The following is a 14477-nucleotide window of genomic DNA, read 5'->3' as shown; positions in this document are numbered from 1 at the left end:
TCACTGTAGACGCTGAGCGAGTCGCCGTGCCCGCCCCTGCCTTGACACTGCCACACCGCTTCAGGTTGATTGACAGCCCCTGCCCATTGCCTGCACCGGAGCCTTCATGTCCAGCCTGCGCCGCGTTGTCTTTCTCGACCATGCCTCCCTCGACCTGGGCGACCTCGATCTGAGCCCGCTGCACGAGGCCTTCGATGAGGTGCAGTTGCATGACGCGACAGAGCCCGCGCAGGTGGCGCAGCGGTTGCAAGGCGCAGTGGCGGTGATCAGCAACAAGGTGGTGATCGACGCCGAGATTCTTGCCGCCAACCCGCAACTTAAGCTGGTGCTGGTGGCCGCTACCGGCACTAACAACATTGACCTTGCCGCAGCCCGCGCCCAAGGGGTGACGGTATGTAACTGCCAGGGCTACGGCACCGCGTCGGTGGCCCAGCACACCCTGGCGTTGCTGCTGGCTTTGGCCACGCGCCTGTGCGATTACCAGCGCGCGGTCAGCGAAGGCCGCTGGGCCGCGGCCAAGCAGTTCTGCCTGCTGGACTTCCCCATCAGCGAACTGTCCGGCAAGACCCTCGGCGTGCTCGGTCATGGCGAGCTGGGCGGCGCCGTAGCGCGGCTGGCCGAAGCCTTTGGCATGCGCGTGCTGAGCGGGCAGATTCCCGGGCGGCCGGCGCGCGCCGAGCGCATCCCGCTGGCCGAGCTGCTGCCCCAGGTCGATGCCCTGACCCTGCACTGCCCGCTCAACGAGCACACCCGGCACATGCTCGGCGCCGCAGAGTTGGCCCAGCTCAAGCCGGGTGCGCTGGTGGTCAACACCGCCCGCGGCGGGCTGATCGATGAACAGGCCTTGGCCGATGCCCTGCGCCGCGGGCACCTGGGCGGTGCGGCGACCGACGTGCTCAGCGTCGAGCCGCCGGTCGACGGCAACCCGCTGCTGGCGGCGGACATCCCGCGGCTGATCATCACCCCACATTCGGCCTGGGGCGCAGTGGAAGCGCGCCAGCGCATCGTCGGCCAATTGGCAGAAAACGCCCGCAGTTTCTTCGCCGGGCAAGCGTTGCGGGTGGTCAGCTGATACAGGCGCCTCTGGTACACTTCGCCCCCTTTTTTTCAGGAGGCGTCGTCCATGGACCCGCGCAGTGAAGTGTTGCTCCGCCAGGCCGAGCTGTTCCGCGGCCCGTTGCTGATCGCAGGGCCGCCCCCGGATGGTCTGCTCGGGCAGTTACCAGAGGCGCATGGCTGGAGCTGGCATGCCGGCGACCAGGCGCTGCTCGACAGCCGCTTCTCCGGTCGCTGCCACTACGGCACCGAGGTGCCGGATGTCGCCTTCGACGCCGCCGTGGTCTTCCTGCCCAAATCCCGCGAGCTGGCCAACTACCTGCTGACCGCCCTGGCCTCGCGCCTGGCTGGAAAGGCGTTGTTTCTGGTCGGGGAAAAACGCGGTGGTATCGAGGGCGCGGCCAAGCAACTGAAGGCCTTGGGCCACGCGCGCAAGCTGGACAGCGCCAGGCATTGCCAACTGTGGCAGGCGAGCATCGAGCAGGCGCCGCCCGCGCCCGTGCTGACTGACTTGGCGCAGCGCTTCGAGCTGGCGCTGGAGGAAGGCCCATTGCAGGTGGTGAGCTTGCCGGGGGTGTTCAGCCACGGCCGGCTCGACCGCGGCACTGCACTGCTGTTGCAGCATCTCGATCAGTTGCCCACCGGCAAGGTGCTGGACTTTGGCTGCGGCGCCGGGGTGCTCGGCGCCATCGTCAAACGCCGTTACCCGCAGAGCGAAGTTACCCTGCTCGACGTCGACGCCTTCGCCGTGGCCAGCAGCCGCCTGACCCTGCAGGCCAATGGCCTGCAGGGCGAGGTGCTGAGCGGTGATGGCATCGATGCCGCGCCAGTTGAACTGGACGTGATTCTGAGCAACCCGCCGTTTCATACCGGCGTGCACACCGACTACCAAGCGGTGGAAAACCTGCTGGCAAAATCCCGCGAACACCTGCGAAAAGGCGGCGAAATGCGCCTGGTGGCGAACACCTTCCTACGCTACAAACCGCTTATCGAGGCGGCGTTGGGCAACTGTGAGGTGCGCGTCGAAGACCAGGGCTTCCGGATTTACCAGGCCCGGCGTCAGTGAAAAACAGGGCTTGCCGAAAGTCCAAGGGCTAGGCAGAATCCGCTCCGTCCTAGGGGAGTAGTCTCCCGCGAGCGCCACGCTCGCCCGGTACGCGTCAACATGCTTGGTCCACCGACCATGGCGCGTGCGACCCGAGGACCCGCGCAGACGGGTCCGGGGTTTGACAAGACCTATGACACGCACACCTTACCCGGGGCGGGGAGGTCGTTCGTGTCATAGCCGTGTCGACCCGCCCCTTAGGAACCCTGATGCTGGAATCCCTGCTGGTCCCCACCGCCATCGTTGCCCTCGCCGAAATCGGCGACAAGACGCAACTGCTCGCGCTCATTCTCGCTGCCCGCTTCCGCAAGCCGTGGCCGATCATCGCCGGTATCGTCGCCGCCACCCTGGCCAACCACGCCGCAGCCGGTGCGGTCGGTGCCTGGGTCAGTGGTTTCTTCACCGAGTCGGTGCTGCACTGGATTCTGGCCGCAAGCTTCACCGCCACGGCCCTGTGGACCCTGGTGCCCGACAAGATGGACGATGACGAAGCCAGCAATGCGCGGCGTTTCGGGCCGTTCCTGACCACCCTGATCGCCTTCTTCCTCGCGGAAATCGGCGACAAGACCCAGGTGGCGACGGTGATGCTGGCAGCGCAGTACCCGCACCTGATCATGGTGATCATCGGCACCACGCTGGGCATGCTGATCGCCAACGTGCCGGTAGTGCTGGCCGGCAACTTCGCCGCCGACAAACTGCCATTGGCGCTCATTCGTCGCCTGGCTGCCGCAGCGTTCATCGTGCTGGCGGTGGTGGCGGTGTACTCGGCTATGAAAACCAGCGGCTGGATCGGCTGACACCGCCGCCATTGGGAGGGGTCGCAAGCCTGCCTGGCAGGCTTGCGCGCAACACTTACTTCTTCGCAGCCTGATACAGCGGCATGACTTTCGGAATCGCCGCTTCCAGCGCGGCGATACGGCTTTGCGAGGCCGGGTGAGTGCTCATCCATTCAGGCGGCGCGCCCTCGGAAGCCTTGCTCATCTTGTTCCACAAGGTGATCGCGGCATTCGGGTCGTAACCGGCACGGGCCGACAGCTCGAGGCCCAGCAGATCGGCCTCGTTCTCGTTGGCGCGGCTGTTGGGCAGGGTCATGGCGTAGTTGACCACGGTGTCGGCCAGCGCCAGGCCGCCCTCACCCAGCCCCAGCAGCGCACCGGCGCCGTTGCGCGCCATCTGCACGCCATAGGCCTTGGACATTGCCTCACGGCCATGCTCGCGCAGGGCGTGGGCGATTTCATGGCCCATCACCGCAGCGATTTCGGCATCGGTGAGCTTGAGTTTGTCGATCAGCCCGGTGTAGACGATGATCTTGCCGCCAGGGCCGCAGTTGGCGTTGAGCTCATCGCTCTTGATGACGTTGACTTCCCATTTCCACTGCGCCGAATCGGGACGCAGCTTGGGCGCCTGGGCGATCAGGCGGTCAGCGATGGCCTGCACGCGACGGGCATCGGCACCACTCTTCTCCAGCGCACCCTTGCTCGACGCCTCGCTCAGGGTCTTCTGGTACGACTGGGCGTACATCTGGTTGACCTCGTCGGTCGACAGCATGCTGAACATGTACTGCTTACGCTGCACGCCAACCGAATCACCACTGGTGGTGTTGACGGCCTGGCAGCCGCCCAGCAGCACGCTCGCGCTGAGCAGGCTGACGATAAATTGCTTACGCATGGAAACGCTCCTTTTTACACGCCGCGTATCCTAGGCGCAGAGGCCAACGCAGCGCCAGAGGCAGATGGAAAATGGGTGTGACACGCTAATCAGGCTGGCGTGAGGCACTCCGGCGCATCCAGCTTGGGATCATTGACCAGGTTGGCGAGCACTCGTTCGCGCAGGGGCGCCGGTGGGCTGGCCAATAATTCCTGCAGGCGTGACAGAGGCGTTTGCGGGTCGAGCCAGGCCTCTTGGCCGGCGGCATCGAGAATCAGCGGCCGGCGTTGGCTCATCGCCGCCTGGGTCACCACCGCGCAACTGAGCCAGACCTGCTCCTGCACCGGGTACTCCTCCCACAGCGCTGCGAAGAACAGCGTCGCGCCCTCCCCCTGAGTCAGCCAGTACGGCCGCTTGCGGGCCGTGCCGCGCCACTCGTAGAAGCCATTGGCAGGCAGCAGGCAGCGGCGCTTGCGCAGCGGCTCACGGAACATCGGCTGCTCGGCCAAGGTTTCACTGCGGGCATGGGCGGGCGTACGCGAGAGGTCGGTGAGCCAGGCCGGGGTCAGGCCCCAGCGCGCCCGGGCCAGTTGCGTGACGCCGTCGAGGCGGCGCTGGATCAGCACCGAGGCGCCGGGCGAGATGTTCCATTGCGCGCGCTGGTCGGTCGGAAAGCCGGGCAAGGCGGCGAATGAGGGCGTCCAGCGAAACAGGGCGTAGCGTCCACACATGGGAAAAATTGGCGACCTAGCAGATGAGTGTGCCGGGATAGCTGTCCGGCTCGTCGCCCATGACGGGCTGGGCGGCATTGTACGCATCGATCAGCTGCCGTGCGTAGCCGGCCTGCTCGTCGGCCACCGCCAGGCCCAGCAGGCCATGGATCGGCAGCTCGCCGGCAGCGCCGACCAGATCGCGCCCGATCAGGAACACCTCGATGCCCTCATTGGCCAGCATGCCGACCAGCATTTGCGCTTCCATGAGGTTTTCCGGCTCGTAGATGCGCTGCATCAGGCTTCATCCTCGCGCCTGAGGTCGAGCATCCACTCCTCCCCATGCACCTGGAGAATGAACACGATCGGCTGACAGCAGACCTGACAGTCTTCGGTATAGACCTGATCGCCCGCAGACAGATCGACCAGCGTCTGTACACGCTCGCCACAGTAAGGACAATCGTACGACTCCTCTTCCAGCATCGCGGTCTCCCCTTGGAGTTGTGCGTATAATCGCCGTTCTGTTCGCAGGAGCTGCCGGTGGCCGAACCGTTTCTCGGCACCCACCCTGCCTTTATCACCTTAGCCGTTTCCAACAAGAGAGCATGATGGGCGAATTCGATGCCATCCGACCCTACGACGACGCTGAAGTACCCGCCGTTCTCGCGCGCCTGCTCAGCGACCCGGCGTTTCTGGATATCCTCACCCACTACCGTTTCCCGCGTGCCGCGAGCCTGTTCGGCTGGCTGCTCAAGCCGCTGATCGCACGCAAGCTGCGTCAGCAGTTCGCCGGGGTCAGCTGTGTGTCGACCTTGCAGGACAAGGTCGAGTACTACGTCGACCGCACCATCGACCAGGCCACCGACGGCGTCACCTACACCGGCGTCGAACAGCTCAAGTCCGGCACCCCGTACCTGTTCTTCGCCAACCACCGCGACATCGTCATGGACCCGGCCTTCGTCAACTATGCGGTGTACCACGCAGGCCTGCCGACGCCACGCATCGCCATCGGTGACAACCTGCTGCAAAAGCCCTTCGTCAGCGACATGATGCGCCTGAACAAGAGCTTCATCGTGCACCGCTCACTGACCGGTCGCCGGGAAAAGCTCGCTGCTTACCAGTTGCTGTCTGCCTACATCAACCACTCGATCCGCGAAGATGGCGCCTCGATCTGGATCGCCCAGGCCGAAGGCCGCGCCAAGGACGGTGACGACCGTACCGAATCGGCAATCCTCAAGATGTTCCACATGAGCCGCAAGGACGAGCCATTCGGTGCGGTGATTCAGAGTCTGAACCTGATTCCGGTGACCATCAGCTACGAATACGACCCGTGCGACCTGGCCAAGGCTCGCGAGTTGTACATTCGCGCCACCACCGGCAGCTATGCCAAGGCACCGGGCGAAGACGACAAGAGCATCGCCCTGGGCATTACCGGCTACAAAGGCCGCGTACACATTCACTTCGCCCCGCCGGTCACTACCTACCACGACGACACCAAGCAACTGGCCCAGGCCATCGATCAGCAGATTCTGGCCGGCTACCGCTTGTTCCCTGTGCACTACCTGGCCTACGCCATGTGGGCGGACAAGGACGACTCGCTGCAGGTGCCCAGCGCCGAGCAGGTGTTCCCGCGCGATGAACTGGACAAGGCCAGGGCGCAGTGGCAGAGCCGTCTGGACGCTTGTCCGGCCGAGCAGCGGCCGTACCTGGTGCTGCAATACGCAACACCGGTGCGCAACCAGTATCAGGTCAAGCGCCAGAGTGAAGTGCTGGGCTGAGGCGGGCGAACGCCCCGGTCGTTGCGACCGGGGTGGGTAAATTTTTGCTGTCACACGCTCGTCATTGTCAGAGGGCACGCTAGCGGCCCTTCCTCACAACGGAGTGTGACCATGCTGCATGCCCAGAATCAGGACCGTCTGTACCTGATTGCCCCAAGCGATGAACAACAGGCGCTGATCGACGGTTTCGCCATCAACGTGCAGGACCGTCAGTGGCTGGTGTATTGCGCCCTGGGCGGGCACAGCCACCGCGACCTGCCGGAAGTCGACCTGCTGACCGGCATCAGTGTGCTCGACCTGCATACCGAAGCTGCGTGAAGTCGCCGCGAACCCACTGTGGTTCGCGGCTGCGCATCGGCGTTCGACCGACGGATTACTGGCCCAGCACCTGGCCGATGCTCTGGTCCTTGAACAGTCGGGTCAGCGCATCGCTCAGCACATCGCTGACCAGCTTGTTGTTGGTTTCCTGATTGGGCGCCATGCCGAAGCGCTGGTCGAGGGACGCGCCGTAGCGGCCGCTGTAGGTACGACCGCCATTGGCCACGTCAGCACGGAAGGTAGCGCCGATGGTCGCCTCGGTGACGTACATCTTGTCCTTGGGCGACTGATACTTGAGTTCGGCCAGGGTCACGGTCAGCTTCGGCGCGTTGTAGGCGTTGCCGGTCGGGGTGAAGCCGAGCAGGCGCACCGCCGCCTCGGCCTGGGCCTGCAGCTTTGGCACCACCTCATTGCCGCTGACGCTGATGGTGCTGGTTTCAGGGTACATGCCACCACGGGTCCCCAACGAAGGCGACGGACGGCCATCGACCACTCGCACCACCACAGGCTGGCCGTGCCCGACCGGCGCCAGTTGCGCGTTGATCTTGGGCTGCGGGGTTAGCTGCTGCGGACTGTGGGCACACCCGGCAAGGCCCAGGCCCGCCACTGCGATCAAACCGAACACCAGACGTTGCAACATGCGCATTTCTCCAGAAAAAGCCGCAAAGGCGTCGAGTATACCCAGCCCTTGAATCGCCAGCCATCGGCCCGACGCGCTTGTCACATTGGTTTAACCCGGTGGGTCTAGCCTTGCTCGCAGTCACCCACCTCCAGGAACTCCGTCATGGCCTCGCTCTGGAATCTGCTGCTGCAACGCCCGCGCCACCGCACCTACGCCCGTCTGGACGGCCAGGGTCGCTGCCTGGCGTTCAAGACCTGCATTGGCCGGCCGGAAAACGGCATCTGGGTCGAGGTCAGCGAACAGCGCCTGGCCTGGCTGGGCCAGCCTCTGCCGCAAAGCGCGCGAATTCGCCGCAACACCGGCAACCGCTGGCAGGGACGCAGCGTTCCGGCCTGACCAAGGGCAGAAGAAATTCCCGCCAGGGGGGACTTTTCTCCCCGCGACCTGGCTATAATCTGGCCCCGATTATAAGGACGTCTCCTGATCGGGCCCCCGCATCCGCCGCCTCACCCCGGCACGTTCACCGCCTCGCCCACAGAGAGCCTTCCACTCAGGTCTTGCCCTGGCAGTCGCCCACCTTCACGGACGCCTGACCGCGCATGAACCTGCGGGTTGTCTGCGCACAGCCTGCTTTTGAGGTTCACGTCTCCAAAAGAGCGTGAAAAACGGGTTACTAAAACTTCACAAGAGTGTGGCGAGCAATGAACAGTCTGGCATGTGTAAATGCGACGCAAGTGTCTCCAACAGCGCCGAACGCACGGCGATCCTACCGCTCTAACGCCGGTATGAACGCCACGGCATAGCTCAATCCTGACACCTTGACCATAAGTCGAATTGCCGCAGGCAGGGCAAACAGCGTTCAATAGGCGAACGTGAAGGCTTAATGGCGGTGTCCGCGAGCGATGCACGAACTGCAAAACGTCGGACATGGCGTACCTGGGCTTCGTTGAAAACAACACCCAGGGGCTCCTGTGCTGTCAATTAGGTTGCTGTAGATTGTGGAGACGCGGTAATGGCGCAGAACGAATCGGTTGATGTAGTACTGGTAGGCGCGGGCATCATGAGTGCCACCCTGGCCGTACTGCTCAAGGAGCTCGACCCCAGCCTCAAGCTGGAGGTGGTCGAAGCGATGGACTCCGGAGCTGCGGAAAGCTCCAACCCCTGGAACAACGCAGGCACCGGCCACGCCGGCCTGTGCGAGCTGAACTACACACCGCAGGCAGCCGATGGCAGCATCGACATCAAGAAAGCCGTGCACATCAATACCCAGTTCGAGGTCTCCCGCCAGTTCTGGTCGTACCTGATCCGCAAGGGCAGCCTCGGCTCGCCGCGCGCCTTCATCAACCCGGTGCCGCACCTGAGCTATGTCGAAGGTGACAAAGGCGTTGCCTTCCTCAAGAAGCGCTTCGAGCTGCTCAAGCAGCACCACGCCTTCGCCGAGATGCAATACACCGAAGACAAGACCGTGATGCAGCAGTGGATGCCGCTGATGATGCCAGGCCGCCCGGCCGACCAGCACATCGCCGCCACCCGCGTGATGAAGGGCACCGACGTCAACTTCGGCGCACTGACCAATCAGCTGCTGGCGCTGCTCGGCAAGGTGCCGGATGCGCAGGTCAAGTACAGCAAGAAAGTCACCGGCCTGCGCCGTAACGGCAGCGGCTGGAGCGTGACCATCAAGGACGTCAACAGCGGCAACAGCCGCGACGTCGACGCACGTTTCGTCTTCCTCGGCGCCGGTGGCGCGGCACTGCCGCTGCTGCAAGCCTCGGGCATTCCGGAAAGCAAAGGCTTCGGCGGCTTCCCGGTCAGCGGCCAGTGGCTGCGTTGCGACAACCCGGAAATCGTTCGCCAGCACCAGGCCAAGGTCTACAGCCAGGCTGCGGTCGGCGCGCCGCCGATGTCGGTGCCGCACCTCGACACCCGCGTGGTCGACGGCAAGACGTCGCTGCTGTTCGGCCCCTACGCCGGGTTCACCACCAAGTTCCTCAAGCACGGCTCGTTCACCGACCTGCCGTTCTCGGTGCGCATGGGCAACATCGGCCCGATGCTCGCGGTGGCCCGCGACAACATGGACCTGACCAAATACCTGGTCAGTGAAGTGATGCAGTCGATGGAACAGCGTCTGCAGTCGCTGCGCCGCTTCTACCCCGAGGCCAAGGCCGAGGACTGGCGCCTGGAAGTGGCCGGTCAGCGCGTGCAGATCATCAAGAAAGACCCGAAGAAAGGCGGCGTGCTGCAGTTTGGCACCGAGCTGGTCGCCGCCCAGGACGGCAGCCTGGCGGCACTGCTGGGCGCCTCGCCTGGCGCTTCGGTGACCGTGTCGATCATGCTCGACCTGATCGAGCGCTGCTTCCCCGAGCAGGCCAAGGGCGCCTGGGCCGGCAAGCTGGCGGAGATCTTCCCCGCCCGTGAAAAGACCCTGGCCACCGATGCCGCGCTGTACCAGAAGATCAGCGCCGAGTGCGACGCTGCCCTGCAGATGGTCGAAACCACGCCGGCGCAGCAGTTCGCCTGAGTCTTGCGGCCACAAAAAAACGCCCTTCGGGGCGTTTTTTCATTTCAGCGAAGCGACTCAGCCGCGGGCGTTGTCGATGATCTCGATGTACTCGGGCGCGGTACGCTGATCGGCGATCTGCTCGACGAAGGTCTTGCCCTCGGCATCCTTGCCATCGAGGTCGAAGCCGGCTTCGACGAAGAAGCCGACGAAGCGCTGGAAGTCGTCGACACGCAACCCGCGATAGGCCTTGACCAGCTTGTGCAGCGATGGCGAGGTCACCCCATCGGCCGGCTCGAACAGCAGGAAAGCCTTGATGTAGTCGTCGCTGATTTCATCACCAATGATCTGCTTCTTGTCTTTGCGCATCTAAGGCTCCAGCCGCCTGGCTCGGGAAATTCGAAGGCCGGCAGTGTACCGCCCCTGCCCCGCGTGCCTCAACGCGTACGCACGGTCCCGGTGTGCAGGTCGGCCCAGATGTGGCCGTTGGCATAGGTGAGGAACTGCACGTACAGGGTTTCATTGCGCAGCAGGTCCATGATCACCCGGTAGTCGCTCACCGGGTAGGTCAGGGTCAGGCGTCGGCTGGCCTCATCGTATACCGGCTTCTTAAGGCTCTTGCCGCCCTCGGCATCGAAGCTGAGCAGCACCTGGGCGATGCTCGCACCCTTGCTCAGCGGCTTGCCCTTGAGCTTGATCTGCAGGCTCGAGGTGATAGGGATCGGTTGCTGGTCGGACTGGCGCTGGGCGCCCACGACCACGGCATAGTCGGTGACCTGCAGCAGTTGCTGGGCGGTCGGCGCTTGCTGGCGCAGGGCCTGATCGTCAGGCGGGAGGAACTGGCTGTGCAACGGGGCCGCGAACAACGGCAGGCTGACAGCCAGCAGCAGTGGGGCAAGTGCGCGCATGGGAGGCTCCTGGGCATGAAGCGGCACTCTAGCATGCCGACCCGCCGCCGCTGCCCATCAGCCCATCGTGCGCCGCAGCCATGCAGGCCTGAAGCGGCTCAGGCCAGGCTCACATGCCCTTGACGGCGAAAATGCCATTGGCATTGCGCCAGTAGCCTTTGTAGTCCATGCCGTAGCCGAAGATGTAGCGGTCGACGCAGGGCAGGCCCACGTAGTTGGCCTTGAGCTCAGGGCTGGCCTTGCGGTCGTGGTCTTTGTCGATCAGCACTGCGGTGTGCACGGCGCGGGCGCCGGAATGCGTGCAGAAATCGATGATGGCGCTGAGGGTATGACCTTCATCGAGGATGTCGTCGACGATCAACACGTCGCGGTCGATGAACGACACCTCCGGCTTGGCTTTCCAGAACAGCTCACCACCGCTGGTCTGGTTGCGGTAGCGGGTAGCGTGCAGATACGAAGCCTCCAGCGGGAACTGCAAATGGGTGAGCAGTTTGCCGGCGAAGATCAGACCGCCGTTCATCACGCAGAACACCACGGGGTTCTTGTCGTGCAGCTCCTGGCAGATCTGCTGGCCGACCTTGGCGATGGCGGCTTCGACTTCTGCTTCGCTGTACAGACAATCTGCCTCGTGCATGACTTGACGGATATGCTCGAGATCGGCGGGCATGGCGCGCTCCAGGGGCTGGGAAATGGAAAAGCGGGCAAAGGTACGCATCCGTTCCCCGCAGATCAAGCGAATATGCACTAACGTGCTGAATGACCGCACGACATGCCGAACCGAATCGATTAATCTAGCGCGGTTTTTTTGCCCGCCTTCCGGAGCCCTCTTTATATGCCCACGCGTGAAATCCGCCATCCGCTGATCCGTCACAAGCTCGGTCTGATGCGCCGTGCCGATATCAGCACCAAGAATTTTCGCGAACTGGCCCAGGAAATCGGCGCGCTGCTGACCTACGAAGCCACCCAGGACCTGGCCCTGGAAACCTATGAAATCGACGGCTGGTGCGGCAAGGTGCCGGTCGAGAAGATCGCCGGCAAGAAGATCACCGTGGTGCCGATCCTGCGCGCCGGTATCGGCATGCTCGACGGTGTGCTCAGCCTGATTCCGGGCGCCAAGGTCAGCGCCGTGGGCGTTGCGCGCAACGAAGAGACCCTCGAAGCGCACACCTACCTGGAAAAGCTGGCACCGGAAATCAACCAGCGCCTGGCGCTGATCATCGACCCGATGCTGGCCACCGGCAACTCCATGGTCGCCACCATCGACCTGCTCAAACGCGCCGGGTGCCGTGACATCCGCGCCATGGTCCTGGTGGCCGCGCCTGAAGGCATCGCGGTGGTGGAAAAAGCCCACCCGGACGTGCGCATCTTCACCGCCTCCATCGACGAAGGTTTGAACGAAGACAGCTACATCGTGCCGGGCCTGGGCGATGCCGGCGACAAGATCTTCGGCACCAAGCAGAAGGACGCCTGAGCATGCAGGACGGCTTCAACGACCCGCTCTGGCGCCAGGTCGTTTCCGGCGCGCAGATGCTCTTCGTGGCCTTCGGCGCGCTCGTGCTAATGCCGCTGATCACTGGCCTGGACCCCAATGTCGCGCTGTTCACCGCGGGCTTGGGCACCTTGTTGTTCCAACTGGTGACCGGCCGTCAGGTGCCGGTGTTCCTGGCCTCGAGCTTCGCGTTCATCACCCCGATCATCCTCGCCAAGGGGCAGTTCGGCCTGGCCGAAACCATGGGCGGGGTGATGGCCGCAGGCTTCGTCTACACCTTCATGGGCATGATGGTGAAGATCAAAGGCACCGGCTTCATCGACCGCCTGCTGCCGCCGGTGGTGATCGGTCCGGTGATCATCTCCATCGGCCTGGCGATGGCGCCGATTGCCGCCAACATGGCGATGGGCAAGGCTGGTGACGGTTCGGCGCTGATGCCATACCAGACCGCCATGCTGATCTCCATGCCGGCCCTGCTCACCACGCTGCTGGTCGCCGTGTTCGGCAAGGGCATGTTCCGCCTGGTGCCGATCATTTCCGGGGTGCTGGTGGGCTTTGCCCTGGCGTTCGCCTTCGGCGTGGTCGACACCGCGAAGATCGCCGCCGCTCCCTGGCTGGAACTGCCCAACTTCACCGCCCCGGCGTTCAACTGGCAGGCCATCCTGTTCATCGTGCCGGTCGCCCTGGCACCGGCCATCGAACACATCGGTGGCGTCATCGCCGTGGGCAGCGTGACCGGTCGCGACTACCTGAAAAAGCCCGGTCTGCACCGCACCCTGCTCGGCGACGGCCTGGCGACCACGGCTGCCGGCCTGTTCGGCGGCCCGCCCAACACCACTTACGCCGAAGTCACCGGCGCGGTGATGCTGACCAAGAACTACAACCCGAAGATCATGACCTGGGCGGCGGTGTTCGCCATCACCCTGGCCTTCATCGGCAAGTTCGGGGCCTTGCTGCAAAGCATTCCGGTGCCGGTGATGGGCGGGATTCTCTGCCTGCTGTTCGGCTCGATCGCGGCGGTGGGCATGAACACCCTGATTCGCCACCGCATCGACCTGGCCGAGGCACGCAACCTGGTGATCGTCTCGGTGACCCTGGTGTTCGGCATCGGCGGCGTGCTGATCGGCAGCGGCGACGGCCCGGACGACTGGGGCCTGAAGGGCATTGCGCTGTGCGCGGTGGTGGCGATCGCCTTGAACCTGATCCTGCCTGGCAACGACGGCTGGAAAAACAACAAGCTCGACGATCAGTTGCCGTAATTACGCTTCGCTCAGTTGAAAACGACGAACCGGCCAATGGCCGGTTCGTCGTTTTCAGGGCTCAGGCGCGCTCGCAGAGCCTTGCCAGCACCTCGGCCCAGTGCGGGTCATCGTTCAGGCACGGCACCAGCACCAGTTCCTCACCGCCCGCCTCGATGAACTGCTCGCTGCCGCGCATGCCGATTTCTTCGAGCGTCTCGATGCAGTCGGCGACGAACGCCGGGCACATCACCAGCAGCTTCTTCACCCCCGCCCTGGCCAGTTCCTCAAGACGATTTTCGGTGTAGGGCTCGATCCATTTGTCTCGGCCCAGCCGCGACTGGAACGACACCGACCATTTTCCGTCGGCAATGCCCAGGCGCTGAGCGAAGGCCTTGGCCGTGGCCTGGCACTGCCCGCGATAGCACACCGCACGCACCTCGGCACTGGCGCCTGCGCAGCACTGCGCCGCACGCAGGTCATGCCCGCTGCCCTTGGGCAACAGCTTCCTGATATGCCGCTCAGGTAGGCCGTGGAAGCTCAGCAGCAGATGGTCATAGCCTTGTTCGAGGTGCGGCCGGGCGCTGTTGGCCAATGCGTCGATGTAGCTCGGATCGTCATAGAACGGTGCAAGCACGCGCATCTGCAGCGCCAGTCGGTGTTCGGCGATGGTCTGCCGGGCCTGCTCGACCACGGTGGTCACGGTGCTGTCGGCAAACTGCGGGTACAGCGGCGCCAGTGTCACCTGGCGCACGCCCTGGGCAGCCAGGCGCGACAGCACTTCGGGCAAGGCGGGCTGGCCATAGCGCATGGCGATTTCCACCGGGCCATGGGGCCAGTAAGGCGTGATCGCCGCCTGCAAGCGACGGGTCAGCACGATCAGCGGTGAGCCGTCATCCCACCAGATCGATGAGTAGGCATGGGCCGACTGCTCCGGACGCTTGATCAGAATCAGCGACACCAACAGCCGGCGCAGCGGCCACGGCAGGTCGACCACGTAAGGGTCCATGAGGAACTGGTTGAGGTAACTGCGCACATCGGCCACCGAAGTGGAGGCCGGCGAGCCCAGGTTGACCAGCAGCAGGGCGTGATCGGTCATGCAGCATCCT

18 protein-coding genes are annotated in these 14477 nt (G+C 64.2%); 9 read left to right on the top strand and 9 right to left on the bottom strand.

The genetic code is table 11. The annotated features are described in order from the left end of the window. Nucleotides 1-106 precede the first annotated feature (106 nt). The 3 genes from H618_RS0117870 to H618_RS0117860 all read left to right on the top strand — a co-directional run bounded on the left by H618_RS0117870 (nucleotide 107) and on the right by H618_RS0117860 (nucleotide 2958). Nucleotides 107-1072: a 2-hydroxyacid dehydrogenase gene (locus tag H618_RS0117870; protein ID WP_028696367.1), complete on the top strand. Its 966-nt coding sequence runs from the start codon at nucleotides 107-109 to the stop codon at nucleotides 1070-1072. A 51-nt stretch (nucleotides 1073-1123) separates the two neighbouring features. Further along, a complete protein-coding gene (locus H618_RS0117865) occupies nucleotides 1124-2122 on the top strand; it encodes a methyltransferase (protein ID WP_028696366.1) in 999 nt (332 codons plus the stop codon). Between the two features lie 248 nt (nucleotides 2123-2370). Next, the gene (locus H618_RS0117860; protein ID WP_028696365.1) at nucleotides 2371-2958 is read left to right on the top strand and encodes a TMEM165/GDT1 family protein; all 588 of its coding nucleotides are present in this window, start codon (nucleotides 2371-2373) and stop codon (nucleotides 2956-2958) included. A gap of 55 nt (nucleotides 2959-3013) precedes the next feature. Here H618_RS0117860 and H618_RS0117855 read toward each other — a convergent pair whose 3' ends face one another. The 4 genes from H618_RS0117855 to H618_RS0117840 form a co-directional block, all read right to left on the bottom strand. Then, nucleotides 3014-3829, bottom strand: a complete 816-nt coding sequence (locus H618_RS0117855; RefSeq protein ID WP_028696364.1) for a M48 family metallopeptidase — start codon at nucleotides 3827-3829, stop codon at nucleotides 3014-3016. Between the two features lie 89 nt (nucleotides 3830-3918). Continuing rightward, nucleotides 3919-4539: an SOS response-associated peptidase gene (locus H618_RS0117850; RefSeq protein ID WP_028696363.1), complete on the bottom strand. Its 621-nt coding sequence runs from the start codon at nucleotides 4537-4539 to the stop codon at nucleotides 3919-3921. A 16-nt stretch (nucleotides 4540-4555) separates the two neighbouring features. Further along, a complete protein-coding gene (locus tag H618_RS0117845) occupies nucleotides 4556-4816 on the bottom strand; it encodes a putative signal transducing protein (RefSeq protein ID WP_028696362.1) in 261 nt (86 codons plus the stop codon). Continuing rightward, the gene (locus H618_RS0117840; protein ID WP_028696361.1) at nucleotides 4816-5001 is read right to left on the bottom strand and encodes a CPXCG motif-containing cysteine-rich protein; all 186 of its coding nucleotides are present in this window, start codon (nucleotides 4999-5001) and stop codon (nucleotides 4816-4818) included. The genes H618_RS0117845 and H618_RS0117840 overlap by 1 nt, the downstream gene beginning before the upstream one ends. Nucleotides 5002-5126: 125 nt before the next feature. Here H618_RS0117840 and H618_RS0117835 point away from each other — a divergent pair, with 125 nt between their 5' ends. Both H618_RS0117835 and H618_RS0117830 read left to right on the top strand, forming a co-directional pair. After that, nucleotides 5127-6296 (top strand): 1-acyl-sn-glycerol-3-phosphate acyltransferase, encoded by a 1170-nt coding sequence (locus H618_RS0117835; RefSeq protein WP_028696360.1) that lies wholly within the window; start codon nucleotides 5127-5129, stop codon nucleotides 6294-6296. A 111-nt stretch (nucleotides 6297-6407) separates the two neighbouring features. Continuing rightward, nucleotides 6408-6614: a hypothetical protein gene (locus tag H618_RS0117830; protein ID WP_028696359.1), complete on the top strand. Its 207-nt coding sequence runs from the start codon at nucleotides 6408-6410 to the stop codon at nucleotides 6612-6614. 55 nt (nucleotides 6615-6669) lie between these two features. On the opposite strand, the gene H618_RS0117825 is transcribed toward H618_RS0117830, so the two are convergent. After that, nucleotides 6670-7254, bottom strand: coding sequence for a YajG family lipoprotein (locus tag H618_RS0117825; RefSeq protein WP_028696358.1), 585 nt, complete (start codon nucleotides 7252-7254; stop codon nucleotides 6670-6672). Between the two features lie 144 nt (nucleotides 7255-7398). Here H618_RS0117825 and H618_RS0117820 point away from each other — a divergent pair, with 144 nt between their 5' ends. Both H618_RS0117820 and mqo read left to right on the top strand, forming a co-directional pair. Beyond that, nucleotides 7399-7632, top strand: coding sequence for a hypothetical protein (locus H618_RS0117820; protein WP_028696357.1), 234 nt, complete (start codon nucleotides 7399-7401; stop codon nucleotides 7630-7632). 616 nt (nucleotides 7633-8248) lie between these two features. Beyond that, complete coding sequence (mqo, locus tag H618_RS0117815) at nucleotides 8249-9754, top strand: malate dehydrogenase (quinone) (protein WP_028696356.1); 1506 nt, start codon at nucleotides 8249-8251, stop codon at nucleotides 9752-9754. Between the two features lie 57 nt (nucleotides 9755-9811). On the opposite strand, the gene H618_RS0117810 is transcribed toward mqo, so the two are convergent. The 3 genes from H618_RS0117810 to H618_RS0117800 all read right to left on the bottom strand — a co-directional run bounded on the left by H618_RS0117810 (nucleotide 9812) and on the right by H618_RS0117800 (nucleotide 11308). Beyond that, a complete protein-coding gene (locus H618_RS0117810) occupies nucleotides 9812-10102 on the bottom strand; it encodes a PA4642 family protein (protein WP_028696355.1) in 291 nt (96 codons plus the stop codon). Nucleotides 10103-10170: 68 nt separating this feature from the next. Continuing rightward, nucleotides 10171-10641, bottom strand: coding sequence for a hypothetical protein (locus H618_RS0117805; RefSeq protein ID WP_028696354.1), 471 nt, complete (start codon nucleotides 10639-10641; stop codon nucleotides 10171-10173). A gap of 109 nt (nucleotides 10642-10750) precedes the next feature. Then, on the bottom strand, nucleotides 10751-11308 hold the full coding sequence (locus tag H618_RS0117800; RefSeq protein ID WP_028696353.1) for a hypoxanthine-guanine phosphoribosyltransferase: 558 nt from the start codon (nucleotides 11306-11308) through the stop codon (nucleotides 10751-10753). A gap of 165 nt (nucleotides 11309-11473) precedes the next feature. Between H618_RS0117800 and upp the strand changes: the two genes are divergently transcribed. Then, nucleotides 11474-12112 carry a uracil phosphoribosyltransferase gene (gene upp, locus H618_RS0117795; protein WP_028696352.1) on the top strand — a complete coding sequence of 213 codons (639 nt, stop codon included), beginning with the start codon at nucleotides 11474-11476 and terminating at the stop codon, nucleotides 12110-12112. A gap of 2 nt (nucleotides 12113-12114) precedes the next feature. Further along, nucleotides 12115-13389, top strand: coding sequence for a uracil-xanthine permease family protein (locus H618_RS0117790; protein WP_028696351.1), 1275 nt, complete (start codon nucleotides 12115-12117; stop codon nucleotides 13387-13389). Between the two features lie 61 nt (nucleotides 13390-13450). On the opposite strand, the gene hemH is transcribed toward H618_RS0117790, so the two are convergent. Next, complete coding sequence (hemH, locus tag H618_RS0117785; RefSeq protein ID WP_028696350.1) at nucleotides 13451-14467, bottom strand: ferrochelatase; 1017 nt, start codon at nucleotides 14465-14467, stop codon at nucleotides 13451-13453. Between the last annotated feature and the right edge of the window lie 10 nt (nucleotides 14468-14477).

The sequence above is a fragment of the Pseudomonas cremoricolorata DSM 17059 = NBRC 16634 genome, from assembly GCF_000425745.1.
GTDB classification, from domain to species: domain Bacteria; phylum Pseudomonadota; class Gammaproteobacteria; order Pseudomonadales; family Pseudomonadaceae; genus Aquipseudomonas; species Aquipseudomonas cremoricolorata.
This window is presented reverse-complemented; position numbering and strand designations above follow the sequence as displayed.

What these genes read in the sequence shown, in the direction of transcription:
- H618_RS0117870 (WP_028696367.1), top strand. Translation starts at nt 107, where the DNA reads ATGTCCAGCCTGCGCCGCGTTGTCTTTCTCGACCATGCCTCCCTCGAC.
- H618_RS0117865 (WP_028696366.1), top strand. Translation starts at nt 1,124, where the DNA reads ATGGACCCGCGCAGTGAAGTGTTGCTCCGCCAGGCCGAGCTGTTCCGC.
- H618_RS0117860 (WP_028696365.1), top strand. Translation starts at nt 2,371, where the DNA reads ATGCTGGAATCCCTGCTGGTCCCCACCGCCATCGTTGCCCTCGCCGAA.
- H618_RS0117855 (WP_028696364.1), bottom strand. Translation starts at nt 3,829, where the DNA reads ATGCGTAAGCAATTTATCGTCAGCCTGCTCAGCGCGAGCGTGCTGCTG.
- H618_RS0117850 (WP_028696363.1), bottom strand. Translation starts at nt 4,539, where the DNA reads ATGTGTGGACGCTACGCCCTGTTTCGCTGGACGCCCTCATTCGCCGCC.
- H618_RS0117845 (WP_028696362.1), bottom strand. Translation starts at nt 4,816, where the DNA reads ATGCAGCGCATCTACGAGCCGGAAAACCTCATGGAAGCGCAAATGCTG.
- H618_RS0117840 (WP_028696361.1), bottom strand. Translation starts at nt 5,001, where the DNA reads ATGCTGGAAGAGGAGTCGTACGATTGTCCTTACTGTGGCGAGCGTGTA.
- H618_RS0117835 (WP_028696360.1), top strand. Translation starts at nt 5,127, where the DNA reads ATGGGCGAATTCGATGCCATCCGACCCTACGACGACGCTGAAGTACCC.
- H618_RS0117830 (WP_028696359.1), top strand. Translation starts at nt 6,408, where the DNA reads ATGCTGCATGCCCAGAATCAGGACCGTCTGTACCTGATTGCCCCAAGC.
- H618_RS0117825 (WP_028696358.1), bottom strand. Translation starts at nt 7,254, where the DNA reads ATGTTGCAACGTCTGGTGTTCGGTTTGATCGCAGTGGCGGGCCTGGGC.
- H618_RS0117820 (WP_028696357.1), top strand. Translation starts at nt 7,399, where the DNA reads ATGGCCTCGCTCTGGAATCTGCTGCTGCAACGCCCGCGCCACCGCACC.
- mqo (WP_028696356.1), top strand. Translation starts at nt 8,249, where the DNA reads ATGGCGCAGAACGAATCGGTTGATGTAGTACTGGTAGGCGCGGGCATC.
- H618_RS0117810 (WP_028696355.1), bottom strand. Translation starts at nt 10,102, where the DNA reads ATGCGCAAAGACAAGAAGCAGATCATTGGTGATGAAATCAGCGACGAC.
- H618_RS0117805 (WP_028696354.1), bottom strand. Translation starts at nt 10,641, where the DNA reads ATGCGCGCACTTGCCCCACTGCTGCTGGCTGTCAGCCTGCCGTTGTTC.
- H618_RS0117800 (WP_028696353.1), bottom strand. Translation starts at nt 11,308, where the DNA reads ATGCCCGCCGATCTCGAGCATATCCGTCAAGTCATGCACGAGGCAGAT.
- upp (WP_028696352.1), top strand. Translation starts at nt 11,474, where the DNA reads ATGCCCACGCGTGAAATCCGCCATCCGCTGATCCGTCACAAGCTCGGT.
- H618_RS0117790 (WP_028696351.1), top strand. Translation starts at nt 12,115, where the DNA reads ATGCAGGACGGCTTCAACGACCCGCTCTGGCGCCAGGTCGTTTCCGGC.
- hemH (WP_028696350.1), bottom strand. Translation starts at nt 14,467, where the DNA reads ATGACCGATCACGCCCTGCTGCTGGTCAACCTGGGCTCGCCGGCCTCC.